The organism is uncultured Turicimonas sp. (assembly GCF_902477955.1).
GTDB lineage: Bacteria > Pseudomonadota > Gammaproteobacteria > Burkholderiales > Burkholderiaceae_F > Turicimonas.
Map to the genome: position 1 here is coordinate 1 of NZ_CABSJB010000023.1, position 23,095 is coordinate 23,095.

Annotated in this window: 22 protein-coding genes; 15 read left to right on the forward strand and 7 right to left on the reverse strand. The window is 45.1% G+C overall.

The genetic code is table 11. The annotated features are described in order from the left end of the window. The 3 genes from dcuC to RDK53_RS07745 form a co-directional block, all read right to left on the reverse strand. A partial coding sequence (gene dcuC, locus RDK53_RS07735; RefSeq protein ID WP_308514042.1) for a C4-dicarboxylate transporter DcuC occupies positions 1–1,303 on the reverse strand: 1,303 nt, incomplete at its 3' end. A 23-nt stretch (positions 1,304–1,326) separates the two neighbouring features. Continuing rightward, complete coding sequence (locus RDK53_RS07740; RefSeq protein ID WP_308514043.1) at positions 1,327–2,598, reverse strand: M20/M25/M40 family metallo-hydrolase; 1,272 nt, start codon at positions 2,596–2,598, stop codon at positions 1,327–1,329. 168 nt (positions 2,599–2,766) lie between these two features. Beyond that, positions 2,767–3,894, reverse strand: a complete 1,128-nt coding sequence (locus RDK53_RS07745; protein WP_308514044.1) for a metallophosphoesterase — start codon at positions 3,892–3,894, stop codon at positions 2,767–2,769. Between the two features lie 133 nt (positions 3,895–4,027). Here RDK53_RS07745 and rsfS point away from each other — a divergent pair, with 133 nt between their 5' ends. The 6 genes from rsfS to pdxY are packed head-to-tail and all read left to right on the forward strand — an operon-like array spanning position 4,028 to position 7,544. Further along, positions 4,028–4,402, forward strand: a complete 375-nt coding sequence (rsfS, locus tag RDK53_RS07750) for a ribosome silencing factor (protein ID WP_308514045.1) — start codon at positions 4,028–4,030, stop codon at positions 4,400–4,402. Next, the gene (gene rlmH, locus RDK53_RS07755) at positions 4,399–4,866 is read left to right on the forward strand and encodes a 23S rRNA (pseudouridine(1915)-N(3))-methyltransferase RlmH (protein ID WP_308514046.1); all 468 of its coding nucleotides are present in this window, start codon (positions 4,399–4,401) and stop codon (positions 4,864–4,866) included. Before rsfS ends, rlmH begins: the two co-directional genes overlap by 4 nt. Before the next feature lies 1 nt (position 4,867). Then, entirely contained in the window at positions 4,868–5,476 is a 609-nt protein-coding gene (locus RDK53_RS07760) for a nucleoside triphosphate pyrophosphatase (RefSeq protein ID WP_308514047.1), read from the forward strand. A 27-nt stretch (positions 5,477–5,503) separates the two neighbouring features. After that, on the forward strand, positions 5,504–6,100 hold the full coding sequence (locus RDK53_RS07765; RefSeq protein WP_308514048.1) for a chromate transporter: 597 nt from the start codon (positions 5,504–5,506) through the stop codon (positions 6,098–6,100). Continuing rightward, complete coding sequence (locus tag RDK53_RS07770; protein WP_308514049.1) at positions 6,097–6,624, forward strand: chromate transporter; 528 nt, start codon at positions 6,097–6,099, stop codon at positions 6,622–6,624. The genes RDK53_RS07765 and RDK53_RS07770 overlap by 4 nt, the downstream gene beginning before the upstream one ends. 20 nt (positions 6,625–6,644) lie before the next feature. Further along, positions 6,645–7,544, forward strand: coding sequence for a pyridoxal kinase (pdxY, locus tag RDK53_RS07775; protein WP_308514050.1), 900 nt, complete (start codon positions 6,645–6,647; stop codon positions 7,542–7,544). A 57-nt stretch (positions 7,545–7,601) separates the two neighbouring features. Here pdxY and RDK53_RS07780 read toward each other — a convergent pair whose 3' ends face one another. Further along, entirely contained in the window at positions 7,602–8,009 is a 408-nt protein-coding gene (locus RDK53_RS07780; protein WP_374041579.1) for an FKBP-type peptidyl-prolyl cis-trans isomerase, read from the reverse strand. A gap of 123 nt (positions 8,010–8,132) precedes the next feature. Between RDK53_RS07780 and RDK53_RS07785 the strand changes: the two genes are divergently transcribed. The 9 genes from RDK53_RS07785 (at position 8,133) to RDK53_RS07825 (ending at position 20,694) form a co-directional block, all read left to right on the forward strand. After that, positions 8,133–9,485: a DEAD/DEAH box helicase gene (locus RDK53_RS07785; protein ID WP_308514051.1), complete on the forward strand. Its 1,353-nt coding sequence runs from the start codon at positions 8,133–8,135 to the stop codon at positions 9,483–9,485. Then, a complete protein-coding gene (locus tag RDK53_RS07790) occupies positions 9,463–10,563 on the forward strand; it encodes a 3-deoxy-7-phosphoheptulonate synthase (protein WP_308514052.1) in 1,101 nt (366 codons plus the stop codon). Before RDK53_RS07785 ends, RDK53_RS07790 begins: the two co-directional genes overlap by 23 nt. Beyond that, positions 10,556–10,915 carry a hypothetical protein gene (locus RDK53_RS07795; protein WP_066593912.1) on the forward strand — a complete coding sequence of 120 codons (360 nt, stop codon included), beginning with the start codon at positions 10,556–10,558 and terminating at the stop codon, positions 10,913–10,915. The genes RDK53_RS07790 and RDK53_RS07795 overlap by 8 nt, the downstream gene beginning before the upstream one ends. After that, complete coding sequence (locus RDK53_RS07800) at positions 10,915–12,741, forward strand: aminopeptidase P family protein (protein WP_308514053.1); 1,827 nt, start codon at positions 10,915–10,917, stop codon at positions 12,739–12,741. Before RDK53_RS07795 ends, RDK53_RS07800 begins: the two co-directional genes overlap by 1 nt. An 8-nt stretch (positions 12,742–12,749) precedes the next feature. Further along, the gene (locus RDK53_RS07805; protein ID WP_308514054.1) at positions 12,750–13,760 is read left to right on the forward strand and encodes a putative sulfate exporter family transporter; all 1,011 of its coding nucleotides are present in this window, start codon (positions 12,750–12,752) and stop codon (positions 13,758–13,760) included. A gap of 203 nt (positions 13,761–13,963) precedes the next feature. Beyond that, positions 13,964–15,610, forward strand: a complete 1,647-nt coding sequence (locus tag RDK53_RS07810; protein WP_308514055.1) for an N-6 DNA methylase — start codon at positions 13,964–13,966, stop codon at positions 15,608–15,610. A 315-nt stretch (positions 15,611–15,925) separates the two neighbouring features. Then, on the forward strand, positions 15,926–17,032 hold the full coding sequence (locus RDK53_RS07815) for an efflux RND transporter periplasmic adaptor subunit (RefSeq protein WP_308514056.1): 1,107 nt from the start codon (positions 15,926–15,928) through the stop codon (positions 17,030–17,032). A 2-nt stretch (positions 17,033–17,034) separates the two neighbouring features. Continuing rightward, positions 17,035–20,130 (forward strand): multidrug efflux RND transporter permease subunit, encoded by a 3,096-nt coding sequence (locus RDK53_RS07820; RefSeq protein ID WP_308514057.1) that lies wholly within the window; start codon positions 17,035–17,037, stop codon positions 20,128–20,130. Between the two features lie 192 nt (positions 20,131–20,322). After that, positions 20,323–20,694, forward strand: coding sequence for a NirD/YgiW/YdeI family stress tolerance protein (locus tag RDK53_RS07825; RefSeq protein ID WP_308514058.1), 372 nt, complete (start codon positions 20,323–20,325; stop codon positions 20,692–20,694). 78 nt (positions 20,695–20,772) lie between these two features. Here the strand turns inward: RDK53_RS07825 and RDK53_RS07830 are convergent, their stop codons facing one another. The 3 genes from RDK53_RS07830 to RDK53_RS07840 form a co-directional block, all read right to left on the reverse strand. Beyond that, a complete protein-coding gene (locus RDK53_RS07830; RefSeq protein ID WP_308514059.1) occupies positions 20,773–21,555 on the reverse strand; it encodes a transporter substrate-binding domain-containing protein in 783 nt (260 codons plus the stop codon). Between the two features lie 81 nt (positions 21,556–21,636). After that, on the reverse strand, positions 21,637–22,365 hold the full coding sequence (locus RDK53_RS07835; protein ID WP_308514060.1) for a pseudouridine synthase: 729 nt from the start codon (positions 22,363–22,365) through the stop codon (positions 21,637–21,639). A 16-nt stretch (positions 22,366–22,381) separates the two neighbouring features. Beyond that, positions 22,382–23,071, reverse strand: a complete 690-nt coding sequence (locus tag RDK53_RS07840) for an AAA family ATPase (protein WP_308514061.1) — start codon at positions 23,069–23,071, stop codon at positions 22,382–22,384. Positions 23,072–23,095 lie beyond the last annotated feature (24 nt).

Below are 23,095 nucleotides of genomic sequence, written 5' to 3' on the forward strand. Positions count from 1 at the left end.
TGGGATTGAGTCCGCTTAAGCCGGCGACCGCGATGGTCACACCTGCAATCGGGCTGGAAGAACGAGCCATGCCGCTGGTTAACTGCAACGGCGACATCATGAACGCTGCATTAAGGCCAACCTTTGAGGCAATGTCAGGAATCATCGGCGCAAAACTGAAGAAGGCAGCATTGCCTGAACCCATCACGAAGGCGGATCCCACAACAATAAGGAACATCACCGTAAATACCGCATAACCGCCTGCCTGCATACCTGAGACGGAGTTAATAATTTCCGAAATACCGCCGGACTTTGTTAAACCTGCAGCAAAGACTTCGGCACACACAATCAGGAATACAGTGGAAGTGAACACTTTGCCCATACCTTCAGCGAAAGTCTTCAAGGTACCGATAGATTCTTTCAAGTTCATTCTTCTTAATCCGTCGCAGAATAAGGAGATGAACGTAGAAACCAGCAAAGCTGTTACGACTTCCATTCTGATGCCTTTATAGACAAGCGGAGAGAAGACGAAGAGCAGAATAACCGGGATCAGCGGGAAAAAGGCATACCACAAAGGCGCGTTAATCGCTTTGGAATCTTCCTTGGTTAATTGCGGAACTTCAAAATCTTCTTTGGTCAAAATGCCTTTAGCCAAGTCTCGTTTGTCAAACCAGCGTTGGATGAAGAAGTGAGCGATTAGCATGGCAATAACAGCCGCCCAGCCAACGGACCATTGAACATTCAGGAAGAAATCCATGACGTGCATTTTGGTCAATTCGGCGGCCAAAAGATTGTTACCGCCCGAAGGACCGAAGCAGCAACATCCGCCCGCGAGAATGGTAGCCGCGGCAGATTGACGAGAAATGCCACCCATAACCATGACCGGATAAAGTGATACCATCAAAAGCAGTGCCAAGCCAGCTGCCGAAGGAATAAAAACATTCAGCACCAAGCTGAGTGCGAAACCTAAAACCATCACGATGTAAGGTGCCTTAATCATCTTTAGAGGTTTAACGCTAAGTCGAACCAAAGCACCTGAAGCACCGATTTTATCCATGTAATAGGTAAAGCCGGCAATAGCCATGATATTCATGCCGAGACCGGCAGTTCTGGTCTGAAGCAGATTAGTAAAGATCTGAATAACATCAAGACCGGCTAAATGCGTAGCTTTTTTACCGGTAATTAAAGGCTCCGGACTAATAACGGCAACCACGGCCAAAGTAACCAGACCGACAAACAAAAGCGCGCCGGGAGCGTAGTATTTTTTGAAAATCAGATACGCCGCCGCAAGAATTGAAACGATAACAATGCCAATACTTAGCATAGTTTTTTCCTTTCAGTTTGAGATTATCGAGGTTGTTTTTCTAATAAAGGTTCAGTGACACCGTCTACGCCGACCAAAGTCAAAGCAGTTAAGAAGGCAACCTGAGGACCTTGGAAAGCGCCTTCAGCATCCCACCATTCACTCAGAGAGTGGTTATTGGCTTCTACCCCGCCGGCTCCCAATGTTGTAGCAGGAAGACCATAGAAAAGAGGCACATTCTGGTCAGTTGCCGCTAAAGTGTATTTGTCCAAAGAAATGCCCAAGGACTCGAGAGTTCCGTAAGCAGCTTGAATGACTGAAGCATCATCTTTGTTTGCCCCGGCCGGTCTGTCCCCGATTTGTTCAATGATCAAGCGGACAGCGTTTTCTCCTTCAAGATTCCAGCGATTGTTTTCTTCATCACAGGCTTCTTGAATGGCTTTGAGGACTCTTTCAACAAAAGCTTCCAAGGACGGCTGGTCTACGCTTCTAATATCAAGCTCGGCTTCTGCACGCGCTGCGATGGCATTGACGCTTGTACCGCCTTTAATAACACCGAAGTTGAAAGTGCATTTCGGATCAGTCGGAACCTGAAGATCATCTACTTTGGTAATTGCACGAGCCAGCCCGTGGATGGAAGAGCCGACAATACCGAACTTGTGAAGGCTGTGACCGCCTAAACTTTCGAAAATTACGCGGAAACGTTTGCAGCCTACGCTTCCTCTGAGAATTCTGTGAACGTTTGCAGAGTCAATTGCAAGCATTCCGTCGTAATCGTTCTTTGCTTTAAAGAGCGCTTTGCATCCGCGCAAGTCTCCGTTGCCTTCCTCTCCTAAAGTTCCTACAAAAACAATATCTCCGACAGTCTTGATTCCTTGCTGAGTAATGGAGCGGGCAACCTGAAGCAAAGAAGCTAAACCGGCGGCATCATCGGAAATTCCGGGGGCAAAATATTTGGTGCCTTCTTGGGTGACTTTAATCGGCGTACCTTCTTTGAAGACGGTATCGATATGAGCACCGATTACCAATGTCGGTCCGTTTCCGGTCCCTTTAAGTCTTCCGATAACATTGCCGATTTCATCTTGATGCACGTCCGGTATGCCAGCGGCAGCCAGAAGCTGAGCAAAAACTTTAGCTCTTTCTTCCTCATGGAAAGGAGGTGCCGGAACTTCGGTCAGTTGAACCTGTTCGTTGATTCTTTGCTGATGCTGTTCTTCCGCTTGAGCAAGGCCTTTTTCGACCGCAGGACAAGCTCTTAACTTAGCGATTAGATCCTTAGTTTCTTGAGTACAAATAGGTTGATGTTCTTGTGACATTTCTGCTCCTCGAGGTGTATTTCTACGAATACATATTTGACGATTTAAGTAACCGAATTGATTACCTGAACTTAATTATTAATTAAGTACCGCCAAAACGTTATGAGGTACAACCAGAAGCCACTTTGAAACAATTAAAAATCAACAAGATAATGCTTAAGAATGAAGCTAACCTTCCAATTTAATTAGGGAAATTTCGGATGGAACGCCTAATCTCATGGAAAAACCGTTCCAGAGACCTGTCCCTCTGTTGACGTAAATTTGTTTCCCGTTTCTTTCATAAAGACCGAACACGAGCCCGTCATTGAAATAACCGACTAGGGGATACATAAAGAGAAGGTGACCGCCATGGGTATGACCTGACAATTGAAGCTCGAATCTTTCATTGCTCCGATAAGTCGTCTTAGGCTGATGAGTCATCAAAATTCGAACTGCTCCTGCCGGGGTTCCTTCGAATGTTCGCTGCAAATCCGGAGGGAGCATATTAAATCTCGAAGCTCCGAAATCAGTCGTACCGCCGATAACTAAAGGTGATCCATCTTTAACAAGCACTGCAGAATCATTTTCAAGCATATGGATTCCTAAGCCTCGAAGTGCGTCCATCCAAGCCTGATAACCGGAGTAGTACTCGTGGTTGCCGGGGACAGCATACGTTCCATATGCAGACTTCAATTCTTTTAAAACTTCCAAGTCCGGCAATTCTCGGCTGACTCTGCCGTCAACAAAATCTCCGGTAATTAAAACTAAATCCGGCTTTAAAGCATTAACCTTTCGGACAATTTCCGTCAGCCACTCTCGGCCCTGTACAGCTCCGATATGAAGATCGCTCAGTTGGACAATCTTCAAACCTTTCCATTGAGCAGGAAGGTTCTTAATTGTTATCGTCTGCTCTCGGACATCCGGAACTTTTATCGCCTGCCAACATCCGTAGGGACCGGCTAACAAAGCAATGCCCATCAAAGCAAATAAAAAAGAATTTTTATTAAATGAAAATGGGATAACTACGCCCCATTTCCTCAACAAAAACAATCCAATGGAAGCGATATCTTTCAGGATAAGAAGAAAAACCAGAACCACCAAGGCACCATACGCCGCTTCCATGACAATCATCATTTCTTTCGAAACAGAAGGAGTCAGCCACGTTCCGCCTCCCGCTGTATAGATGGGATACTTTAAGCCGGCAAGAACGATGACTAATCCCAGAAGAATTTTCCATCCGTAAGAAATCTTCAGAGGCAGCACTCCGCTGCAAACCGCATAAATAATTAGAAAGGCAGAAGGAACGAGAAGAAACATGTAATTTTTGTCCGCACGTTTGGTCAGAATCAGAATTATGAATATAACGATTTCCGGCTCAAAAAATCAAAATGTTTCAACTTAATAGTTTGAAACTGAATACAATAGAAATACTGATTCTCAGGAAAAGTTAATGGATATTAGAAAACTTCAAAGAATTATTGTGAATGCTTTGGAAGACGTAAAAGCTAAGGACATCCAAGTATTCAACACCACAAAACAAACCGCATTATTTGACCGCGTCATCATTGCCAGCGCTAACTCCAACCGTCAGGCACGAGCATTGGGCCACCACGTTTTCTGTGAAGTCAAGGAAAACGGCGGGGAAGCCGTAGCTATTGAAGGGTTAGAAACCGGAGAATGGGTTTTAGTTGACTGCGGCAATGTCATCGTTCACATTCTTCAGCCGGCTCTCAGAGCTTATTACAACCTTGAAGAGCTTTGGGGTGCACATCCGGTCAAGCTGAAAATGCTCGAAAAGCAGTCTGAAGATTCAGAAGAAGAATGAAAGTCCTTGTTATCGCCATCGGACAGAAACTTCCTGACTGGGCCAACACCGCCTGCGAAGACTATCTTCGCCGCTTTCCGAAAGATTGGAACGTAGAAGTCAAAGCCCTAAAAGCCGAAGATAGAAATACCAAAACAACGGAAAAAATCATGCAGGCCGAGGCAGAAAGAATTCGATCCGCTATTCCCAAGAACTCCGTTTTGGTTATTCTCGACGAACGAGGAGTCGATCTCACCAGCGTCAAACTGGCATCCAAGCTCAATAGCTGGAACGACCAGGGGAGAACGGTAGTATTCGTGATCGGCGGAGCCGACGGTCTGGACAAACATTTAAAGGCCGAGGGAGAGCTGATGCTTCGTTTATCTTCGCTTACCCTTCCCCATGCGATGGTTCGCGTTTTGATATTGGAACAGATCTACCGTTCTTGGTCTCTGCTGCACAACCATCCGTATCACCGAGCTTAAAGTGCATAATCCCGCTCAACTTTATCTTGCCTCAAAATCGCCGAGAAGAAGAGAACTTCTTTCTCAGTGGGGATTGAATTTTGAGGTGTTGCTGAATCCGACTGACGACGTGAGCGAGGAACCTTTAGCCAATGAAGAGCCAATTGACTACGTTACACGCGTCGCTGCAGAAAAAGCCCTTTCCGTCGACTCCTATATTCAAACGGCCGGAATGACTCGATTGCCCGTTCTCGCTTCCGACACAATCGTTGAACTAGACGGAGAAATCCTTCGAAAGCCGGTTGACAAAGCCGATGCTTTTAAAACTTTAAAGAAACTGAGCGGAAAAACTCACCGTGTCATTTCTTCTGTCGCCGTAATAGACAAAAACAGAAAACTTCTTCAGGATACTTCTATCTCTCAAGTGCAATTCCGGGAGCTTTCTGCAGACCAAATCCAAGAATATATTGCCACGGGGGAACCGATGGACAAAGCGGGTGCCTACGCCATTCAAGGAGGAGCTGCTAAGTTTGTCAAATCCTTCAACGGCAGTTATTCAGGAATTGTCGGCCTTCCAAAATTAGTCACTTTTTCTTTATTGCAAAATTGCGGCATTACACTTTTAGGTTAACTAGAATTCTTATTTAACCTAAAAAGAATGCCTCAAGAACCCTCTTCTATAAAACAACCAAAGAACTGTTGGGACATCTTTTGGTCCTTCACGTGCATGGCCATGCAAGCCTTCGGAGGATCAACTGCAATTGCACAGCAATTTTTAGTCGACCAAAAGCAATGGCTGACAATGCCGCGATTTCTGGAAATGCTAACGGTTTCGCAAGTTCTTCCCGGACCGAACATCATGATTCTTTCCGTCATGCTCGGAGACCGATACTTCGGATGGCGCGGTGCTTTGGCGGCATTCTTGGGCATGATTACCTTTCCGGCAACATTGATGCTGACCGTATTCGTCATTTACGAACAGTATGCCTCCAATCCCGTCGTTTCAGCAGCGCTGGCAGGAATGGCAGCCTCGGCCTCCGGTATGGTCATCGGTGCAGCCATTAAATTAGTACCGAACATCAAAAGCAACATCATCGGCAAACCCGTTTGGATTTTGCTTCTTGCCGTGACATTCATTTCAGTCGGACTGTTTAAGATGTCAATGATCAAAGTTTTGCCTCTCGTAGGGATTCCGGCCTTTTTCTGGGCCCTCTACCGCATCGTTCCAAAAGCCAACAAGGAGCTTAAAAAATGACTCCGACTCTCTTCTTGTTGATGTTCGGCAACTTTTTTCTGATTTCTATTTTTGCTATCGGCGGCTTCATGGCAAGCCTGCCGGGCATGTATTCTTTTTTAGTAGAAAGCAGCGGGCTGCTCACACCGGAACAATTTGCCGCAACAGTGGCTTTCGGTCAATCTCTTCCCGGCCCGAACGTTCTAATTGCCGCCGTTTTAGGATGGGCAGCCGCAGGCCCCTTAGGATGTCTTGCGACCTTCGCAGGCACCTGCGTTCCCTTCACCTTGATTGCTCTTTATGCGGGCCGTTTTGTCCGCAATCATGCCGACAGCAAAAATATCAAAGCCTATAAAGCCGGGCTTGCACCTGTTGCAATTGGTTTATTATTCGCTACGGGATATCTCCTACTTCAAGGCAATCTGGATAACTACAAACTTTTATTGTGGGCAGCGATCGTCACGATCATCGTATGGAAGACCAAATTTCCGCTAATTCTGCTAATTGCCGCCGGCGGTATCCTCGGTGTCTTAGGAATTTTTTAATTGAAAAACAGGATTTAGATATGGCACGCTATGTATTAACGATGCAGTCGCATGTAGCTTACGGTTTTGTGGGAAATACAGCTGCTGTTTTTCCATTACAGCTCATGGGATTTACTCCGATCGTCGTTAACACGGTTCAATTCTCCAACCATACAGGCCATCCGACTTTTCGCGGTGCCGTTTTCAGCAAAGAACATCTGCTTGACGTCATCCAAGGACTTAGAGAAAGAGAGCTGTTTCCTAAGATAGAAGGACTTCTTACAGGCTATTTAGGCGATGTTCAAACCGGAGAGATTATTTTAGATTTAGCCAAAGAAATAAAAACTTCTAATCCGAAAGCTCTTTGGTGCTGTGATCCGGTTCTCGGAGATACCGGCCCGGGCGTTTACGTAAGACCGGAAATTCAGGGATTTATGAAAGATGAACTGCTTCAAGGTATTGCCGATATCACAACCCCGAATCAGTTCGAACTGGAATTACTCAGCGGCAAAAAATTAACCAGCCGTGAAGATGCCGTGGCTACTGCAAGAAAGCTTTTCTGCTCTCACGGCTGTCGGACCGTTTTTGTGACCAGCCTTCGGACACCGGACGTTCCGGAAAATGAAATTGATACCCTAGCCGTCACAAAATATGAGGCCTGGATTGTCAAGACACCATTTATCAAGATGGCCGGAGAACAAGAAGGAACTACCGGAACCGTCACGGCCGTAGCAGGCCAAGGAGATGTGTTTACTTCGGTGGCTTTCGGTACTCTTTTGCGGGCAAATAATCTAAAAGAAGCTCTGGAACATGCCGTATCCACGCTTTACATGCTGGTGAAACTTACCCCGAAAGGATCTCTTGATTTGCCTCTTATTGAGGCCCAAAAAGAAATAACTGCTCCGAGCATTCACTTCGAGGCAGAAAAAATCAACATCTAATTCGCCAGATCAGAACAGGCCTCAATTGAGGCCTGCGTTTCAACTAGATTTTGTTGATTATGGCTGTTGCTGGACCGGTTCAATCACATCTTTTTCAAGCTGCCATTTACCGTTGTCCTGTACGCCTAACAACTCAACTTCAAAGATCAATGTTGCATTAGGAGGAATTACACCGCCGGCTCCTCTTTCGCCGTAAGCCCACTGTGCCGGGATAAAGAGGCGGCGAACTCCGCCGACTTTCATGCCTGCGACTCCGCGATCCCAACCTTGAATTACCATACCTGCGCCGAGCGGGAATTCGAATGGTTCGTTTCTGTCGAGGCTGGAGTCAAACTTAGTACCGTCTTCAAGCCATCCTGTGTAATGGACGCGAACTAAGTTACCGGGTTTAGCTTCAGCACCGGTACCTACTTTCACATCAACAATCTTGAGGTCTTGGAGATCTTGTGTGTCAATACCAAACATCGGAAATTACTCCTCTAACTAGATGGTTACATTGTGAACTTTTACGATTACCCGTGGTGAGACGATCTCTCAGAATGAGAAACATTCGAAATTAGACTTTGAATGGTAAAAAAGGAGAACATCATGTCCGTACGCTTTGATAATCTTGGACTTTCGGAAAATCTTCAGAAAACCGTCACTAAGAATGGATATTCGGAACCTACCCCGGTTCAGGCACAGGCCATTCCGATTATTCAACAAGGAAAAGATCTGCTCGCAGCAGCTCAAACAGGCACCGGGAAAACAGCGGCCTTCGTACTTCCTTTGCTTAATGAAATTGAAAAAGACCCGACGAATTATCAGCCGTGTTCTCCTCGAGTTTTGATTCTTACTCCGACCCGCGAATTAGCGGCTCAAGTTGCAGAAAACATTGAAATGCTCAAAGGCAACCTTCCGGTCAGAGTAGCCTTGGCCTACGGCGGTGTAGGCATCAATCCGCAAAAGAAGGCCTTAGCCAAAGGAACGGATTTTCTGGTTGCCACTCCGGGACGTTTACTCGATCTCATTGCCCAAAGAATGGCCAAGCTTTCTTCAACCCATACTCTTGTCCTGGACGAAGCTGACAGGATGCTGGACATGGGTTTTCTTCCTGACCTGAAACGCATCATGAAGTTTTTACCGGAAGATCGCCAGACCTTGTTGTTTTCAGCCACCTTCTCTCCTGAAATTAAAAAACTCAGCCTTCAGTTTCTTAATAATCCGGAAAGCGTTGAAGTTTCCAGAAACAAAACTGCCGACCTTGTCCGTCAAACTTTCTATAAGGTTCCAAAGACGGCCAAAGCAGATGTCATCCGTGATTTGATTGTCGATAATCAATGGAACCAAACACTAATCTTTACCAGAACAAAATACGGCGCCGACAAACTATGCAAGCAGCTCCTCAGAGACGGCTTTAAAGCAAAAGCCATTCACGGCGATAAAAGCCAGAACCATAGAAGCACTGCTTTAGAAGAATTCAAGAATGGCGAACTACCGATCCTCGTGGCTACGGATGTTGCCGCAAGAGGACTGGATATTGAAAAGCTGCCTCAGGTAGTGAACTACGAACTTCCCGAACAGGCAGAAGACTATGTTCACCGCATCGGTAGAGTCGGCAGAGCCGGCCTTGAAGGAGAAGCCTATTCTTTAGTCAGCAGTGAAGAGCTTCCTCGTTTCAAGGCAATTGAAAAATTCTTAAAGACCTCATTAAGAGCTACTGAGTTTCCCGGCCTTAATTACGATAACTATAAAGAAAGCTCCGGTTCGGGCTCTGAAGGACTTTCTCGGAAGAAAAGCAGTCCGCGGACCGGTAAATCAGCGCCAAGAAACGCCAAAAACCGAGACTCAGCCTCTAAAATGGACAAGATCAAGAACAAAAGTCCTCGCGGTTCAAGAAGAAGAGCCTCGGGCAAAACCTCCGAAACGAGAAAACAGAATGAAACAACCAGAATTAAATGAAGTGAAACGCTCTGCAGGATTTTCGCTTGAAGACGTCAACATTGAGGGCTTCTCCCCGATGCCGACTCCGGCGGAAATCAAAACCATGGCACCTTTAACTGAGGCGGCAGCAGCTAACGTGGCCAAAGGACGTACAGCTGTCAAGAATATTCTTGATGGTCAAGACGATCGCTTGATCGTTATCACAGGCCCATGTTCTATTCACGATCCTAAGGCTGCTTTAGATTACGCGGAGAGATTGCTTTCTATCTCGGACCATATTTCCGAGACCATTTTTCCCATCATGCGCGTTTATTTCGAAAAGCCAAGAACCGTTGCAGGTTGGAAAGGCTTCATCAACGATCCGCACATGGATAATTCCTTCAATATGGCTGAAGGAATGCTTGAGGCCCGCAAGCTTTTGCTTAAGATTAACGAGATGGGATTAGCAGTCGGAACCGAAGCGCTCGATCCTTTCAGTCCTCAGTATCTCGGTGAATTAATCAGCTGGTATGCGATCGGCGCGCGCACAACCGAAAGCCAAACCCATCGAGAAATGGCCAGCGGCTTGTCTGCACCGGTCGGATTCAAGAACGGCACCGATGGGTTGCTCGCAACTTCTATCAACGCTATCAAAGCAAGCCGCCACAGCCACTACTTCCTCGGAATTTACGAAAACGGCCAAAGCTCCATTATCAAAACTAAAGGAAATGCTTACAGCCACTTAGTGCTGCGCGGTGGCGGCGGAAGACCGAACTTTGATACCGTCAGCATCATGCTTGCGGAAAAAGAGCTGGAAAAAGCCGGTTTGGAAAAACGCATAATTGTTGACTGCTCACACGGCAACAGCATGAAAAACCCGGCCCTTCAGCCTTTTGTTCTAAAAGACTGCATCACCCAGATTGTGAATGGAAATACTTCAATTTGCGGTGTAATGCTTGAGAGCAATATTCATGAAGGCAATCAACCGATTCCGGAAGATCTTTCTCAGCTTAAATACGGTGTTTCCGTTACAGATGCCTGCATCGACTGGGAAACAACGGAGCATGCTTTACGCCAAGCACACAGAAAATTATTGGACAAAAAATTAAATGATTAGAAGAATTCTGATACTGGCATCCTCTTTAGCCGTTCTGTTTTTAGCCGCATGTTCGACAACCGGCGACTCCTATCGTCAAGCGTTCATCCCCCATGTGGATCGAGCAGGCCTCGATCCCCTCATTGACTCTCCGGTAAGAACGCAAACGGAATGCAAGGGAGTGGAATTATTTTCAGCCGGTGAAAAGCTTGCGGGCTTTAAATTCGAATGTCCTGACCTTGACGTAGAAGCGACTCTCAATGAACTCAGAGATGCCGGATGGCGTATTGAAAAAATGAATATTGGAAAACAAGTAGTCGAATCCAATGAAAGCGGCACACCATTGAGCATCCAAATTAGAAAGGTATATTAATGACACTTCGGGCAGAAGATAAACTCAGTCTTGTTCGCACATACATGGAAGAAAAAGGGCTTGATGCTCTGATTGTTCCTACCGCCGACCCGCATCTTTCCGAATATTTAGATAAACATTACGCCTCTCGTGAATGGTTAACAGGATTCACAGGCTCAACCGGAGACGCGATCGTCACTAAAAAAGAAGCGGCTCTTTTTACTGACTCCAGATATTGGATTCAGGCAGAAAGACAACTCGCAGACACGGGAATTTCTCTTATCAAAGCCCAAGGGAGGTTGATATCAGAGGAAAGCGCATGGCTGAGAAAAAACTTATCTTCTGACTCTTCCGTCGGAGTCCCCGCGGCCTTTATTAGTGCAGCAGATGCCGACATTTTGGAAAAAGAACTGCAGAAATCCGGCATCAAGTTAGTTCTTCTAGAAGAGGATCCCTTTGATGTTGTCTGGAAAGAAGATAGGCCGGAGGTCTCTTTCAGCCCGATTTTTGAACACAAAATTAGTCCCAGAAGCGTCAAAGACAAAATTGGGATATTAAAGCCTCTTGTTGAGAAGGAAGGTGCACAAAAGCTCTTGCTCACCAGTCTGGAAGACATTGCGTGGCTGACAAATCTGAGAGGCAATGATCTGCCGGAAACTCCTGTTTTCTATTCATTCGGAATGTATGACGTAGAAAACGGTTTGGCAATTTTTGTCAATGAAAAGAGCATCTCCGTCCCTCTGGCGGTCAACCTCGTTCTGAAGAACGTTAATTTTAGGCCGTATGAAGAGTTTTCTGATTATTTGAGCTCTTTGGATAAAGAAGAAAAAGTTCTTTATTCGCCATCCACCACTAACGCATTAATTGCAAAGAAACTTCAAAAATTTTCTTCTCCTATCGAGGGAGAAGATATTGTGGAACTTTTAAGGGCCAGAAAAACTCCTCAAGAGGTCAAGCTTATCGATGAAGCCATGCTGAAAGACGGGGTTGCTCTCGCAAAATTTTTCTGTTGGCTTGATAAAAATAAAGACAGCGGAGAATTAACGGAAGAATCGTGCGCCGAAAAACTTCTGGAATTCCGAAAAGAGCAGACCGGCTTTCTTTGTTCCAGCTTCAAGACTATTTGTGCCTTCGGACCAAATGCAGCGCTCCCGCATTACCAACCGGATCACGACAAGCCGGTAAAAATACAAGGCAGCGGATTTTTGTTGATTGATTCGGGGGCTCAGTATCCTGAGGGAACAACGGACATTACCCGAACAGTTCCGATAGGCGAAGCATCCGAACAGATGAAGGCTGATTACACGGCAGTCTTAAAAGGACATATCAACCTTGCCAAGTTAATCTTTCCGGAAAACATTTCATCACAAATCTTAGATACAGCAGCAAGGGCACCAATTTGGGAAGATTTAGCCGACTATGGGCATGGAACCGGCCACGGCGTTGGCTTCTTTTTGAATGTCCATGAAGGGCCTCAGCGAATTAGCTATCCTCGCGTTTCAAACGGGGTTAATTCATTAGTAACCTATAGAACTCAAATGAAAAAGGGCATGATTACCAGCAATGAGCCCGGTTTGTATCGTGAAGGAAAATGGGGAATTAGGATCGAAAACTTAACAGTCGCTATTCCTGTGGGGGATAGCGAGTTCGGAAGCTTCTTAGGTTTTCGTACTCTTAGTCTCTGTCCGATCGATTTGACACTTGTTAACTCAAAATTGTTCCAAGCCGATGAAATTAACTGGCTAAACGCTTACCATAGCGCCGTGTGGAAAAAACTTTCTCCACTACTTATTGATGATATTGAAACACAGGAGTGGTTAAAAGCCAAGACCTCCCCTGTGTGTTAGGAGGTTATATGGTTAGCAGAACGAAAGTCTGGCTTGAGTCCCGATGGAGGGGGACCCTAATTGCGGTCATTATTGGTGCAGCTGCACTTTATGTTTCCGAGAAGTATGGTGGCCCTGCCGTTTTGTTCGCGCTTCTGTTTGGAATGGCCTTTCATTTTCTTTCTGAAGAAAAGAGAACGTTAGGCGGCATCCATTTCTGCGCCACTACGGTTTTAAGAATCGGCGTGGCTCTGCTTGGTGCAAAAATTTCTGCAGAGCAACTTAGTCTTTTATCTCCCGCATTACTTGTAGTTATTGTCGGAGGTGTTTTCTGCACCGTTATTTTCGGTGTAATAATCAACAAATTCTTCAAGTGGCCTACTGCTGAGGCAGCATTGGCTGGTGCATCCACTGCAATTTGCGGTGCATCTGCCGCTATTGCTTTGGCTGCAACACTTAACAAGAGTCAGCTTCGCGAACAAGCATTGTTGGCAATCGTCGTTGTTGTTACCGCATTGTCAACATTAGCGATGATTATTTATCCAAGCATTTGCACTATGCTTGGATACAATAATGTTGATGCCGGTATTTTCCTCGGAGGCACCATTCATGACGTCGCTCAGGTAGTCGGTGCCGGTGCCATGATTGGTCCGGATTGTTTGGAAATTGCCAGCATGACCAAGATGCTAAGAGTTGCGATGATTATTCCAATGCTCATCATCTTCATGTTTCTTTTTGCTTCTAAGAAACACAGAGAAGCTGAAGAAGCCGCTAAGCCTTGGTACAAGAACATTCCTTCGTTCTTGATCTGGTTCATTGTTTTAGCCGGATTAAACGTCGGAGGCGCTATTCCAACCGAAGTTTCCAATGCAATGGGTGAAATCTCCAGATTGTTCATTTTGATTTCTATCGGCGCTCTTGGTCTTAAGACTTCTTTAGGTAAGTTAAAAGAAGTTGGTTGGACACCGATTATTCTTATGACTCTTGACACTTTCTTCTTGTTGTTCTGGGTCATTATCGGTATCGCTATTATTAAATAATCCAGTTTTGCGCTGCGATGAATCCTCCTTCGGGAGGATTTTTTTGTGCCTTGGAGCTTTATTCCCGATCCTCTTCGCCGGTAAGGAAAACCGACAAAAAATTGAAGTTATGATAATATTTAGGCTTATTAAACCTAAATATTTAATAGATACCTCCCTTACGTAATTTTTTCATTTTCATAACAACAATATAAGGCGTCAGTATGAATCCTTCCTTACAGAATATGAATCTTGCCTTAGCTGTCATTGCTTTCAGGGCATTGGCTCGGCTAAATGAAATAGAATTTAAAAGCCTCAGCAGCAATCTCACGAACTTCTTCTCGGCCATTAAAGAAAAGCTTCCTGATTACGAAGTTCAAATTTCCAAAGCTACTTTCTTGCTTGGCAAAATGCCTTTAAAGGAGCAAGAGGATATTTTGGAACTTGTTCATAGTGTGTCCGGCACTTCAGAATCATCATTTTCCCCAGCCAAAAGCGCCTGGAGTGTCTTGAAATACACATCTTTGTTCAACAAACTATTTTCCTATTTACAAAGACCTGTTGCCGACTCTATCTCGCTTTGTTTGTCACCTTTAAATCTGAAGGTTCCGGATGAGCAAGAATTCCTTTGTTTCGGAGATATCGGACTGACTACCGCTTTTGCCCTGGCTTTGAGAGGCAAACAAGTTGATTATGTGCCCTTCTCCGCTTCTTACCAATTATCCTCAGAATTTCTCGACTTAATCGTGAGTGCTGAAAACACAAAAGGAAAGATTAAGCGGAATATCGCCGTGAACCAAGAGGGTTCGACATTTTCGACAAACGGGAAAACCTATGCCGGAGCGTTTGTTTTTCCTAATCCCGATGCAGCCGGTTTCAATATTGAACCCTTTATGAGAGCTATTTCCGCCCCTCTGGTTTTCTTGATTCCTGCTCCGTTACTTTGGATGAGAACAACAGAGGACAGAAAGCTTCGGAAAGACTTGATCGGAGGAAATAATCTAAAAGCAGTCATCATGCTTCCGCCGAATTCAGTTAGCGACTCGGGATGTGATTTCGCACTCTTGATCTTGAACACGCCGAGTACAGAAAACGAAGTTTGGTTCATTGATAAATCAAATCAGAAGACTTTTCTCACCAGAAAACGAACATTGCACGATTCCTTAGAAAGTTTTGATCTGCTTGAGAGATCACAAAATTCGGGTTCTGCCAGTCGAGAAGAGCTAATTCAGAATGACTTTAATTTGAATCCTAAGCGTTACACCTCAAAAAGCAACGATTTGTTTTCTAAGGTTAAGCCCGAAAATCTCATGCGTCTAAGCGAGATTGTAGAACTCATTAGGGCTCAAGAAATTCCCGCAGATGATGATAATTGGACAATGACCGTAAAAGAAGTTCTGCCCAAAGATATCGATGAAATCGGTCTTATTGAAATGCCACAAAAAACCCTGTTCGTTGCCAAGAAAGGAGAAAAGAGAGCATGGCAAGCTACCCTCGAAGAAGAAGACGTTATCCTTTGCATCAAGAGCGGAAACTGGAAATGCGGGTTATGGACATATCCGGATAAGGGCTGCACAGCTAGTTCCTGCTTTGTTATTTTCCGAGTAAAAGATGAATTTAAAAAGCTTTTACCTCCTTTCTACCTGATGCGACTTCTTCGGTCTTCAGCTCTTCAAGAAAGGTTCAATAGCTTGAGCATCGGCACTCGCGCCCCTCTTTTGAAGATGGAAGATCTTCGCCAGATAGCATTCCCTTTACCAAGTGAAGATGAGATTAAACAGGAAAAAGAAAAATTCGAGCAGCAGATAAAACTTCTAAAAGAGATTCATCGGAAGACTAAAGAGATTCAAGAACTAAATATGGATATTTAATTTATTATCGGTGCGGCTGACCTCCGCACCTTTTTTCTGCCCACAAATCTCCTTCAGCTCATCAGCTTCCTCTAATTAACCAATAGAAAATATCAACTTCAAAAATCAACGAGTTTCATTTTTCTGTTTGGGTAAACACCGAAAATTCATTATTTTTCACGTTTGTTTTTCATAACCTTCCCGCACATCGTGAGTGCGTGGGATATTATTGAATCTCGTTAATTTATTTTCAATTTGCAACCGCGGATCTCTAGAAGGAATGAGACTTTCAAATGCGTTATCCTTGGCAATCAAAACCTTCAATCCAAAACAATCATGAATAAATTTTTCCGTTGTGGCATTTTTGGAGCAGTTCTCCTCTCTATGGTTTTGAGCGGGTGTCAAGAAGAGAAAAAAACAGCACCCAAAGCCAAACCAATTCCTGTTCATACTTTAGCTGCAGTACCATCAAATCAACCTTATTGGGTCGAAGTTTTTGGTCAAACCGAAGGCAATGAAGCCGTGTTGGTTTATCCTCAGGTAACCGGTCCTATCTTGGAAAGAGTCTATCGTGAAGGACAGGCCGTCAAAAAAGGAGAGCCCTTATTCATTATTGATCCGGCTCCCTTCGAAGCTGTTTATGAAAGTGCGGCAGCCGCTGCACAGCAAGCTCAGGCGAATTTAAAACAAGCCCAAAGAGAAGCAAAAAGATATACGGAACTTCACAAAGTCAAAGCCGTAAGCAGCAAAGAATACACAGACGCAGTTTCCTCTTATGAAGTAAGCAAGGCGAATTTACAAGCTGCTCTGGCAAAAGAAAAAGAAGCAAAAATCACGCTTGGATATACAACGGTCAAGGCTCCTGTTGACGGAGTTGCCGGTCGCTCCTTAGTTAATCCCGGAACTTTAGTGCAGGCCAATTCCACGCAGTTAACGGATATTACTCAAGAAGACGTTTTGAAGGCCAGATTCTCGTTAAGCGACAGCCAACTCCATGGTTACGAAATCAATGAAAATTCGCCGGTTTTTGTTTTTAATGACAAATTAAAAGAGCCCGTCGAGGGAAAAATCAACTTTACGTCTGTCCAGGTTGATCCAAAAACCGGAACCCGTTCTTTAAGTGCAGAAATTCCTTCTGTCGGAGGACTGCTCCCCGGTCAATACGTCACAGTACGTCTTACTCTAGGCATGCAGAACGGCGTTTTCCTTATCCCACAGAAAGCTATTCGTCAGTTGTCTGACGGAACCTATTCCGTTTACCTGTTAAAAGACAATAAAGCCAGAGCTACTCCGATCACAGTCGGCAAATGGTCAGGAAAAGACTGGATTGTGACGGGCGGTCTTAAAGCCGGAGACGAAGTCATCATTGACAATATCCAGAGGCTCAAAGACAAAGCGGCCGTAAATAAGGTGTCTGACAATAACGCTTCCGGGAAGAAATAATTATGCTTTCACAATTTTGCATCCGCCGGCCAATTTTTGCCTCGGTAATGTCAATCATTATTGTGATTGCAGGTCTTTTGGCCGGCCGATTTCTGCCTGTAGGACAATATCCGGAAATTACGCCTCCGGTTGTATTCGTCTCCGCCACCTATGAAGGAGCAGACGCCGCGACATTAGCAAAAACCGTGGCAGCCCCGATTGAAGATCAACTATCCGGCGTAGAAGGTCTTCTGTATTACGAAACATCTCTTCGCTCCAACGGTACTGTCCGTATTACCTGTACTTTTGAAGTCGGAACCGATCCTAATGATGCGATGCTGGAAATCAATAACCGCGTCCGATCTGCGGAAAGACGGCTTCCTGAGACGGTTCGTCAAGGCGGCGTCAACGTTAGAAAGAGAAGTGAAGAAACTCTCATGATTGTGCCCTTCTACTCTCCCAACGGAGAACTGAAGAACATTCAACTGGCAGACTTTGTCAATCTAAACGTTATTGACGACCTTAAGCGAGTTCCGGGCGTCGGCGACGTAGACGTTTTCGGAAACTCTCAGAGCGCCATGAGAATTTGGCTCGACCCAAAGAAAATGGGGCAGCTCGGCATTACCGCAATGGACGTTCATAACGCCATTGACCAACAAAACATGCAATATGCGGCAGGTAAAGTCGGTGCCGCACCTAATGAAGATGACCAACAGCTCGTTTATACCATTCGAACCAAAGGGCAGCTTCTAACACCGGAAGAGTTCGGCAACATCACTTTGGTTTCAAAGGGTGCAGAAGGTATTCTGAGAATTAAGGACATTGCCAGAGTAGAAGTCGGCAACCGCAGTTATGAAGCCTACAACCGCCTGAATGACTATCCAAGCATTACCGTTGCCGTCTATCTTCAGCCCGGTGCTAACGCCCTGCAAACTGCTGAAGATGTCAAGGCAAAGCTTAAGGAGCTTTCACAAAGCTTTCCGGAAAATATTGCTTATACCATTACCGATGACAATTCTCTCTTCGTGGAAGCGGCTCTGAGCGAAGTTCTTCAAACTTTATTTGAAGCTGCTTTACTCGTCCTTTTTGTCGTCTATATCTTCCTGCAGAGTTGGCGCGCCACAATCATTCCGATGCTTGCCGTGCCGGTTTCCTTAATCGGAACTTTAGCGGGGCTTTGGGCATTAGGCTTCAGCATTAATACGCTGACATTGTTTGCGATGACGCTGGCTATCGGTATTGTTGTGGATGACGCCATTGTGGTGCTGGAAAACGTTGAACGTTTAATGGTCACGGAACATCTCAGCCCTTTGGAAGCCAGTAAGAAGGCGATGAAAGAAGTCGGCAGTGCTCTTGTTGCCATCGTTTTGGTCTTGAGTACGGTATTTACGCCGGTTGCTTTCTTAGGAGGCATTGCAGGTGAACTTTACAGACAATTCGCCGTAACAATCGGCGTTTCGGTTGTTTTATCCGGATTCGTTGCTCTGACCCTTACTCCGGCTTTATGCGCCATTCTGCTCAAGCGTAAAGACAGGCCGCTGAAGATATTTGATTATTTCAACCAAGGGTTTAATGCCTTTAGAAGTTTCTTTGTTTCGGGAGTTGCTTTTTTCCTTCGCAATAAATGGCTTGCAGCACTTTCCTTGCTTATTGCGATTTGGGGTTCTTGGGAGTTTCTGCAGATTGTTCCGACCTCTTTTGTTCCAAAGGAAGACCAAGGAATGGCACGCCTTGCGATCCAGCTTCCTGAGGGAGCTTCATTAAACCGTACCGGTGTCACGGTCGATGAAATTTCTAAAGATATACGCAAAATTGAAGGAGTACATCAGGTCACGGTTCTGGTTGCCAATGACACAATTGCAAACGATACTAAGTCGAATGCCGCTACATTTTTAGTCCAGTTAGAGCCTTGGGAAGAAAGAAGCATTACTTCCAATGAAGTCATCAAGAAACTTCAAAATCTCATCAACAAGCGATCAGACTCAACCGGTCAAGCCGTTAATCCTGCCCCTATCCGAGGATTAGGACGAGCCGGTGGTTTGGATTTTTATATTCAGTCCAGAGAAAGCGACGATCCTTTGGCTCTTCAACAAGTCTCTCAAGACTTCAGAGATGCTCTAGTTAAGGAAGATTCCGTCAGCAGCGCCCGCTCCATGGTATCAGCGGATGCTCCGCAGTTATTCCTAACAGTTGATGAAGCCAAGGCTCTGGCCATGAATATTCCGATTAAAGATGTCTATAACACTCTGGCTTACTTTATGGGCGGTAAATATGTTAATGACTTCACAAGAATCGGTAAGATTTACCGTGTCTATATCCAAGCTGATGCAAAATTCAGAATGACTCCTGAAGCTCTCGGGGAACTCTACGTACGTTCTTCGACCGGACAAATGGTTCCTCTCTCGGCACTAACAAAGGTAGAAAGAACCTCAGGACCAGAATCTCTGAAAAGAGTCAACGGGTTCTTAGCAGGCTCAATGAACGTACAGTCCGAGCAAGGCTACAGTACCGGCGACCTCATTACCGCGGTGGAAGCGCACAGTGCCAACTTGCCAAGCGGCTACCATCTTGAGTGGGTTGGTCAAGCATTCCATGAGAAGCGCATCGGCAGCTCTTCGGCCAGTGCTTTTGCTTTCGGCATGATCATTGTGTTCCTTATCTTGGCAGCACAGTTTGAACGGTGGTCGCTCCCGATTGCCGTGGTTATGGCCGTTCCCTATTCCATTCTCGGTGCTCTTATTGCCACTTACTTCAGAGGATTCAACAACGATATCTATTTCCAAATCGGATTGTTGGTATTGGTAGGTTTGACAGCAAAGAATGCAATTTTGATTGTTGAGTTCGCCTCTCAACTGATGCATGAAGGCAAATCTGTCCGAGAGGCTGCTTTAGAAGCTGCCAAACTGCGTCTCAGACCAATCGTGATGACTTCCATGGCGTTTATTCTCGGCGTCATCCCTCTGGCTACCGCCACCGGAGCCGGGGCCGCAGCGAGACAATCCATGGGTACAGGCGTGCTTGGCGGAATGTTAGCAGCTACCTTCATCACCACGTTCTTTATTCCCGTGTTCTTTACTTGGTTTGTTTCCAAGAAACAAAAGAAAGTCCAAGAGAATTAGAGAGAAACACGCTGCTGAGGAGAAATTCCAAAGCAGCGTTTTTTTCAGGACAGCGCTCTGTAACGAATTCTCTCCTTTTGTTGGAAACCGTAATAACCTATGTCCCATAGCCCGAAAAAGGTCTTTGGTAACGTTATTTACACTCTCAAAATCTATCTTGACCCTCAGGTTTTTACTTTTAAGGAGACCTGAATGCAATTACGTACACTTATTGCAACCGGCTTGCTCGGCCTTGGCTTTGTTCTCGGTAATGCGCAAGCTGAGGGAGTCGAAACGGCAGCTTTCAACGGGAGCGGCCCAGTCGATAAGACAGTTCAAGATGTTGGCGTCAGAGGCGTTCCTTTCGAACTCGTCGAACTAGACGGCAACTTGATTGAAGCTGTCGGAGGCGAAGACTATATATTCCAAGATTCGACCGGTAAGATCATTGTTCACGTTCCGGAAGAACTGATGGTCGGACAAGTTATTTCCCAAAACACTCCGGTTAAAGTTCAAGGCGAAGTCCATCAAGATGTCGTCCAGCCAAAATCCGTGGACGTTTTTGATATTGAACCGCTTCAATAGCAGAAATTGAAGTATCCTAAATACTCCATGAGAGTTGAGAAGAGGAGCCTTCGGCTCCTCTTTTGGATCAATTAAATCTTATTTTATGTATTGATTTTCCCACTTGTCCATTGTTCCGTCAGCCTTGACCTTCTTCATCCAGTCATTGACTGCTTCTTCAAGTTTCGGATAGCCTTGTTTCATCAAAACGCCGAAATGATTTTCCGTAAACGGCTTATCAACTAAAGGAGCTGCCAGCTTAGGATTGTCTTTGACATAACGGCGAGCTTCCATCGTTTCGGTAATCATGACGTCAGCTTTACCTTCACCGACTAAGCCCGGAATCTCAGCATTATGTTCATGCATTGTGAGCTGAGCTTTCGGAGTGGATTCTTTAGCAAACTTTTCGTTTGTTCCGCCTGGGTTGTACATGACTCTAACTTCAGGCTTGTTGACATCAGCGAGAGACTTAAACTGTCCTTCTTTGCCTTTAGTGACAAGAATAGTTTTGCCGAATGTGAGATAGCCGTCAGACATGGTCATCACTTTCTTGCGTGCGTCGGTAACAGTAATACCGCTGATGCCCACGTCAAACTTATCGTCCATTGTGTCTTGCTGAAGAGTCTTCCACTTCGTCGGAACGTACTCGAGCTTAACACCTAAATATTTAGCCAGAGATTCCGCCATTTCAGCGTCGAAACCTTCATATTTGCCGGTTTCTTTATTGAGGTAGCTCATTGGCTTGTAATCGCCGGTAGAGCCGACTTTAAGAACTCCGCTTTCTTTAATCTGAGCTAAAGAGCGAGCGGAGACATCCATTGAAACGGTGGAAACAGCCATAGCCACTGCGGCCAAGGCCAATGGGAAGATAATTTTTTTCATGATGGTTGAGGTAAAAAAGTTATACCTCTTAAATATATTGCGAAAAATTGCCCACTAGAAAAAAACTAAAAAAGGTTTTCCCTAACTCAATGCATCAATATCCGTTTTGTAGTCCTCTGACCACCCCATACGATCCAGAACCTTTTTAAATTCATCATCTAGCGGCGCTTGGACAGTCAGCAAAGCCGCACCGGGAAGCTGGATTTTCAATAAGGCACAATGTAAAAGCATTCTGGATATTCCAAAATAATCATACAGTGCTCTATTGAGACTTCCTTTACCGTATGTCGCATCACCGATTACCGGATGAGCAAGCCATTTCAGATGACGACGAATCTGGTGCTGTCGTCCCGTTTCCAACCAGAGCCGGATAAGCGACAGTCTGGTTTTGTCATATTTTCCTAATGGAACCGGCACCTCACCGACCGCAATTGTTTTGAAGTGACTGACAGCTGCCTGCGGTTCCGTTTTTTGAGTTCTTAAATACGGGTCAACCGGCGGACGGAGAGCATGATCGATAGTACCTTCTAGAGGAGAAAATCCCCTTGCAACCACGCAATAGAATTTCTCGATACTGGCATTTGCATTAAAGAAAGCGACATCTTCCGGAGTAAAGACAAAAATGATTGCTCCGGAGGTACCCCTGTCAAGCCTAGTCAAAGGCCAAACCTTTCGTCCGAGTTGATCCCGTACAGTCTGTAAAAGAAACTCTGTATCGCCGTTGGCAATTTCCGTTTTGTGCACGAGCATTTTCGGAGGCTTATTCACCACAGCAAATCTTTCGTTCTGATACAGAATCTCCACAGACATCTATCGGGCCTTTCGGTTATTTTTTAGCAATATCGTTTAAGAAAATTGATCTCGTTATTTTCGCAAAACTTTCCTTATTAAATGGTTTCTCACAAACTTTGCTCTTAACCTCTTCAATAATCGTTTTGTATTCCGCAAAAGAAGGAACCTTGTGACCCACGGCGATACCGTGATCCTGCAAAAACCGCCGGCTCGGACCGTCCAATGGAAAATAAACATCAGGGCATACCCAATACATGCCAATCGTCAAATTGAACTTAATTCCATACTGAGTCGTCGTCAGGCGATCAAACATTGAGCCGACATCTTGGCTGTTATCAAGCAACGCAAGGAAAAAATTCCAAAGATTTTGAATGTCCTCAGCAGTTTTCCCGTCCTTAAATGAAAAGAACATTGAGTTTTCATTGCTTAATGGAGGAATTCCATGAAAATTTTGAGGTGTCGGTTCCTTTACATCAAAGAACTCTTTGAAAGCCTGAGCAACTAAGGATTTCTTGGCATCAGAAATGTGGCGGTTCATAACGCCAAGAAAAGTGAACGGATCAATGTCCGTAACCTTTACACCTTCAGGATTATGCAAATAAGTTGTTTCTTCAGGAAGTATCTCAAAAAGAAAAGCTACCAAGGCTCTTCTGTCTGATGCATATTTCTTTATGCCATTGCAAACTGCAGGATAAAAGTTAACCCAACTAAAATCTTCTTTCATAACCAGCTCCAAAAGTTCCAATCA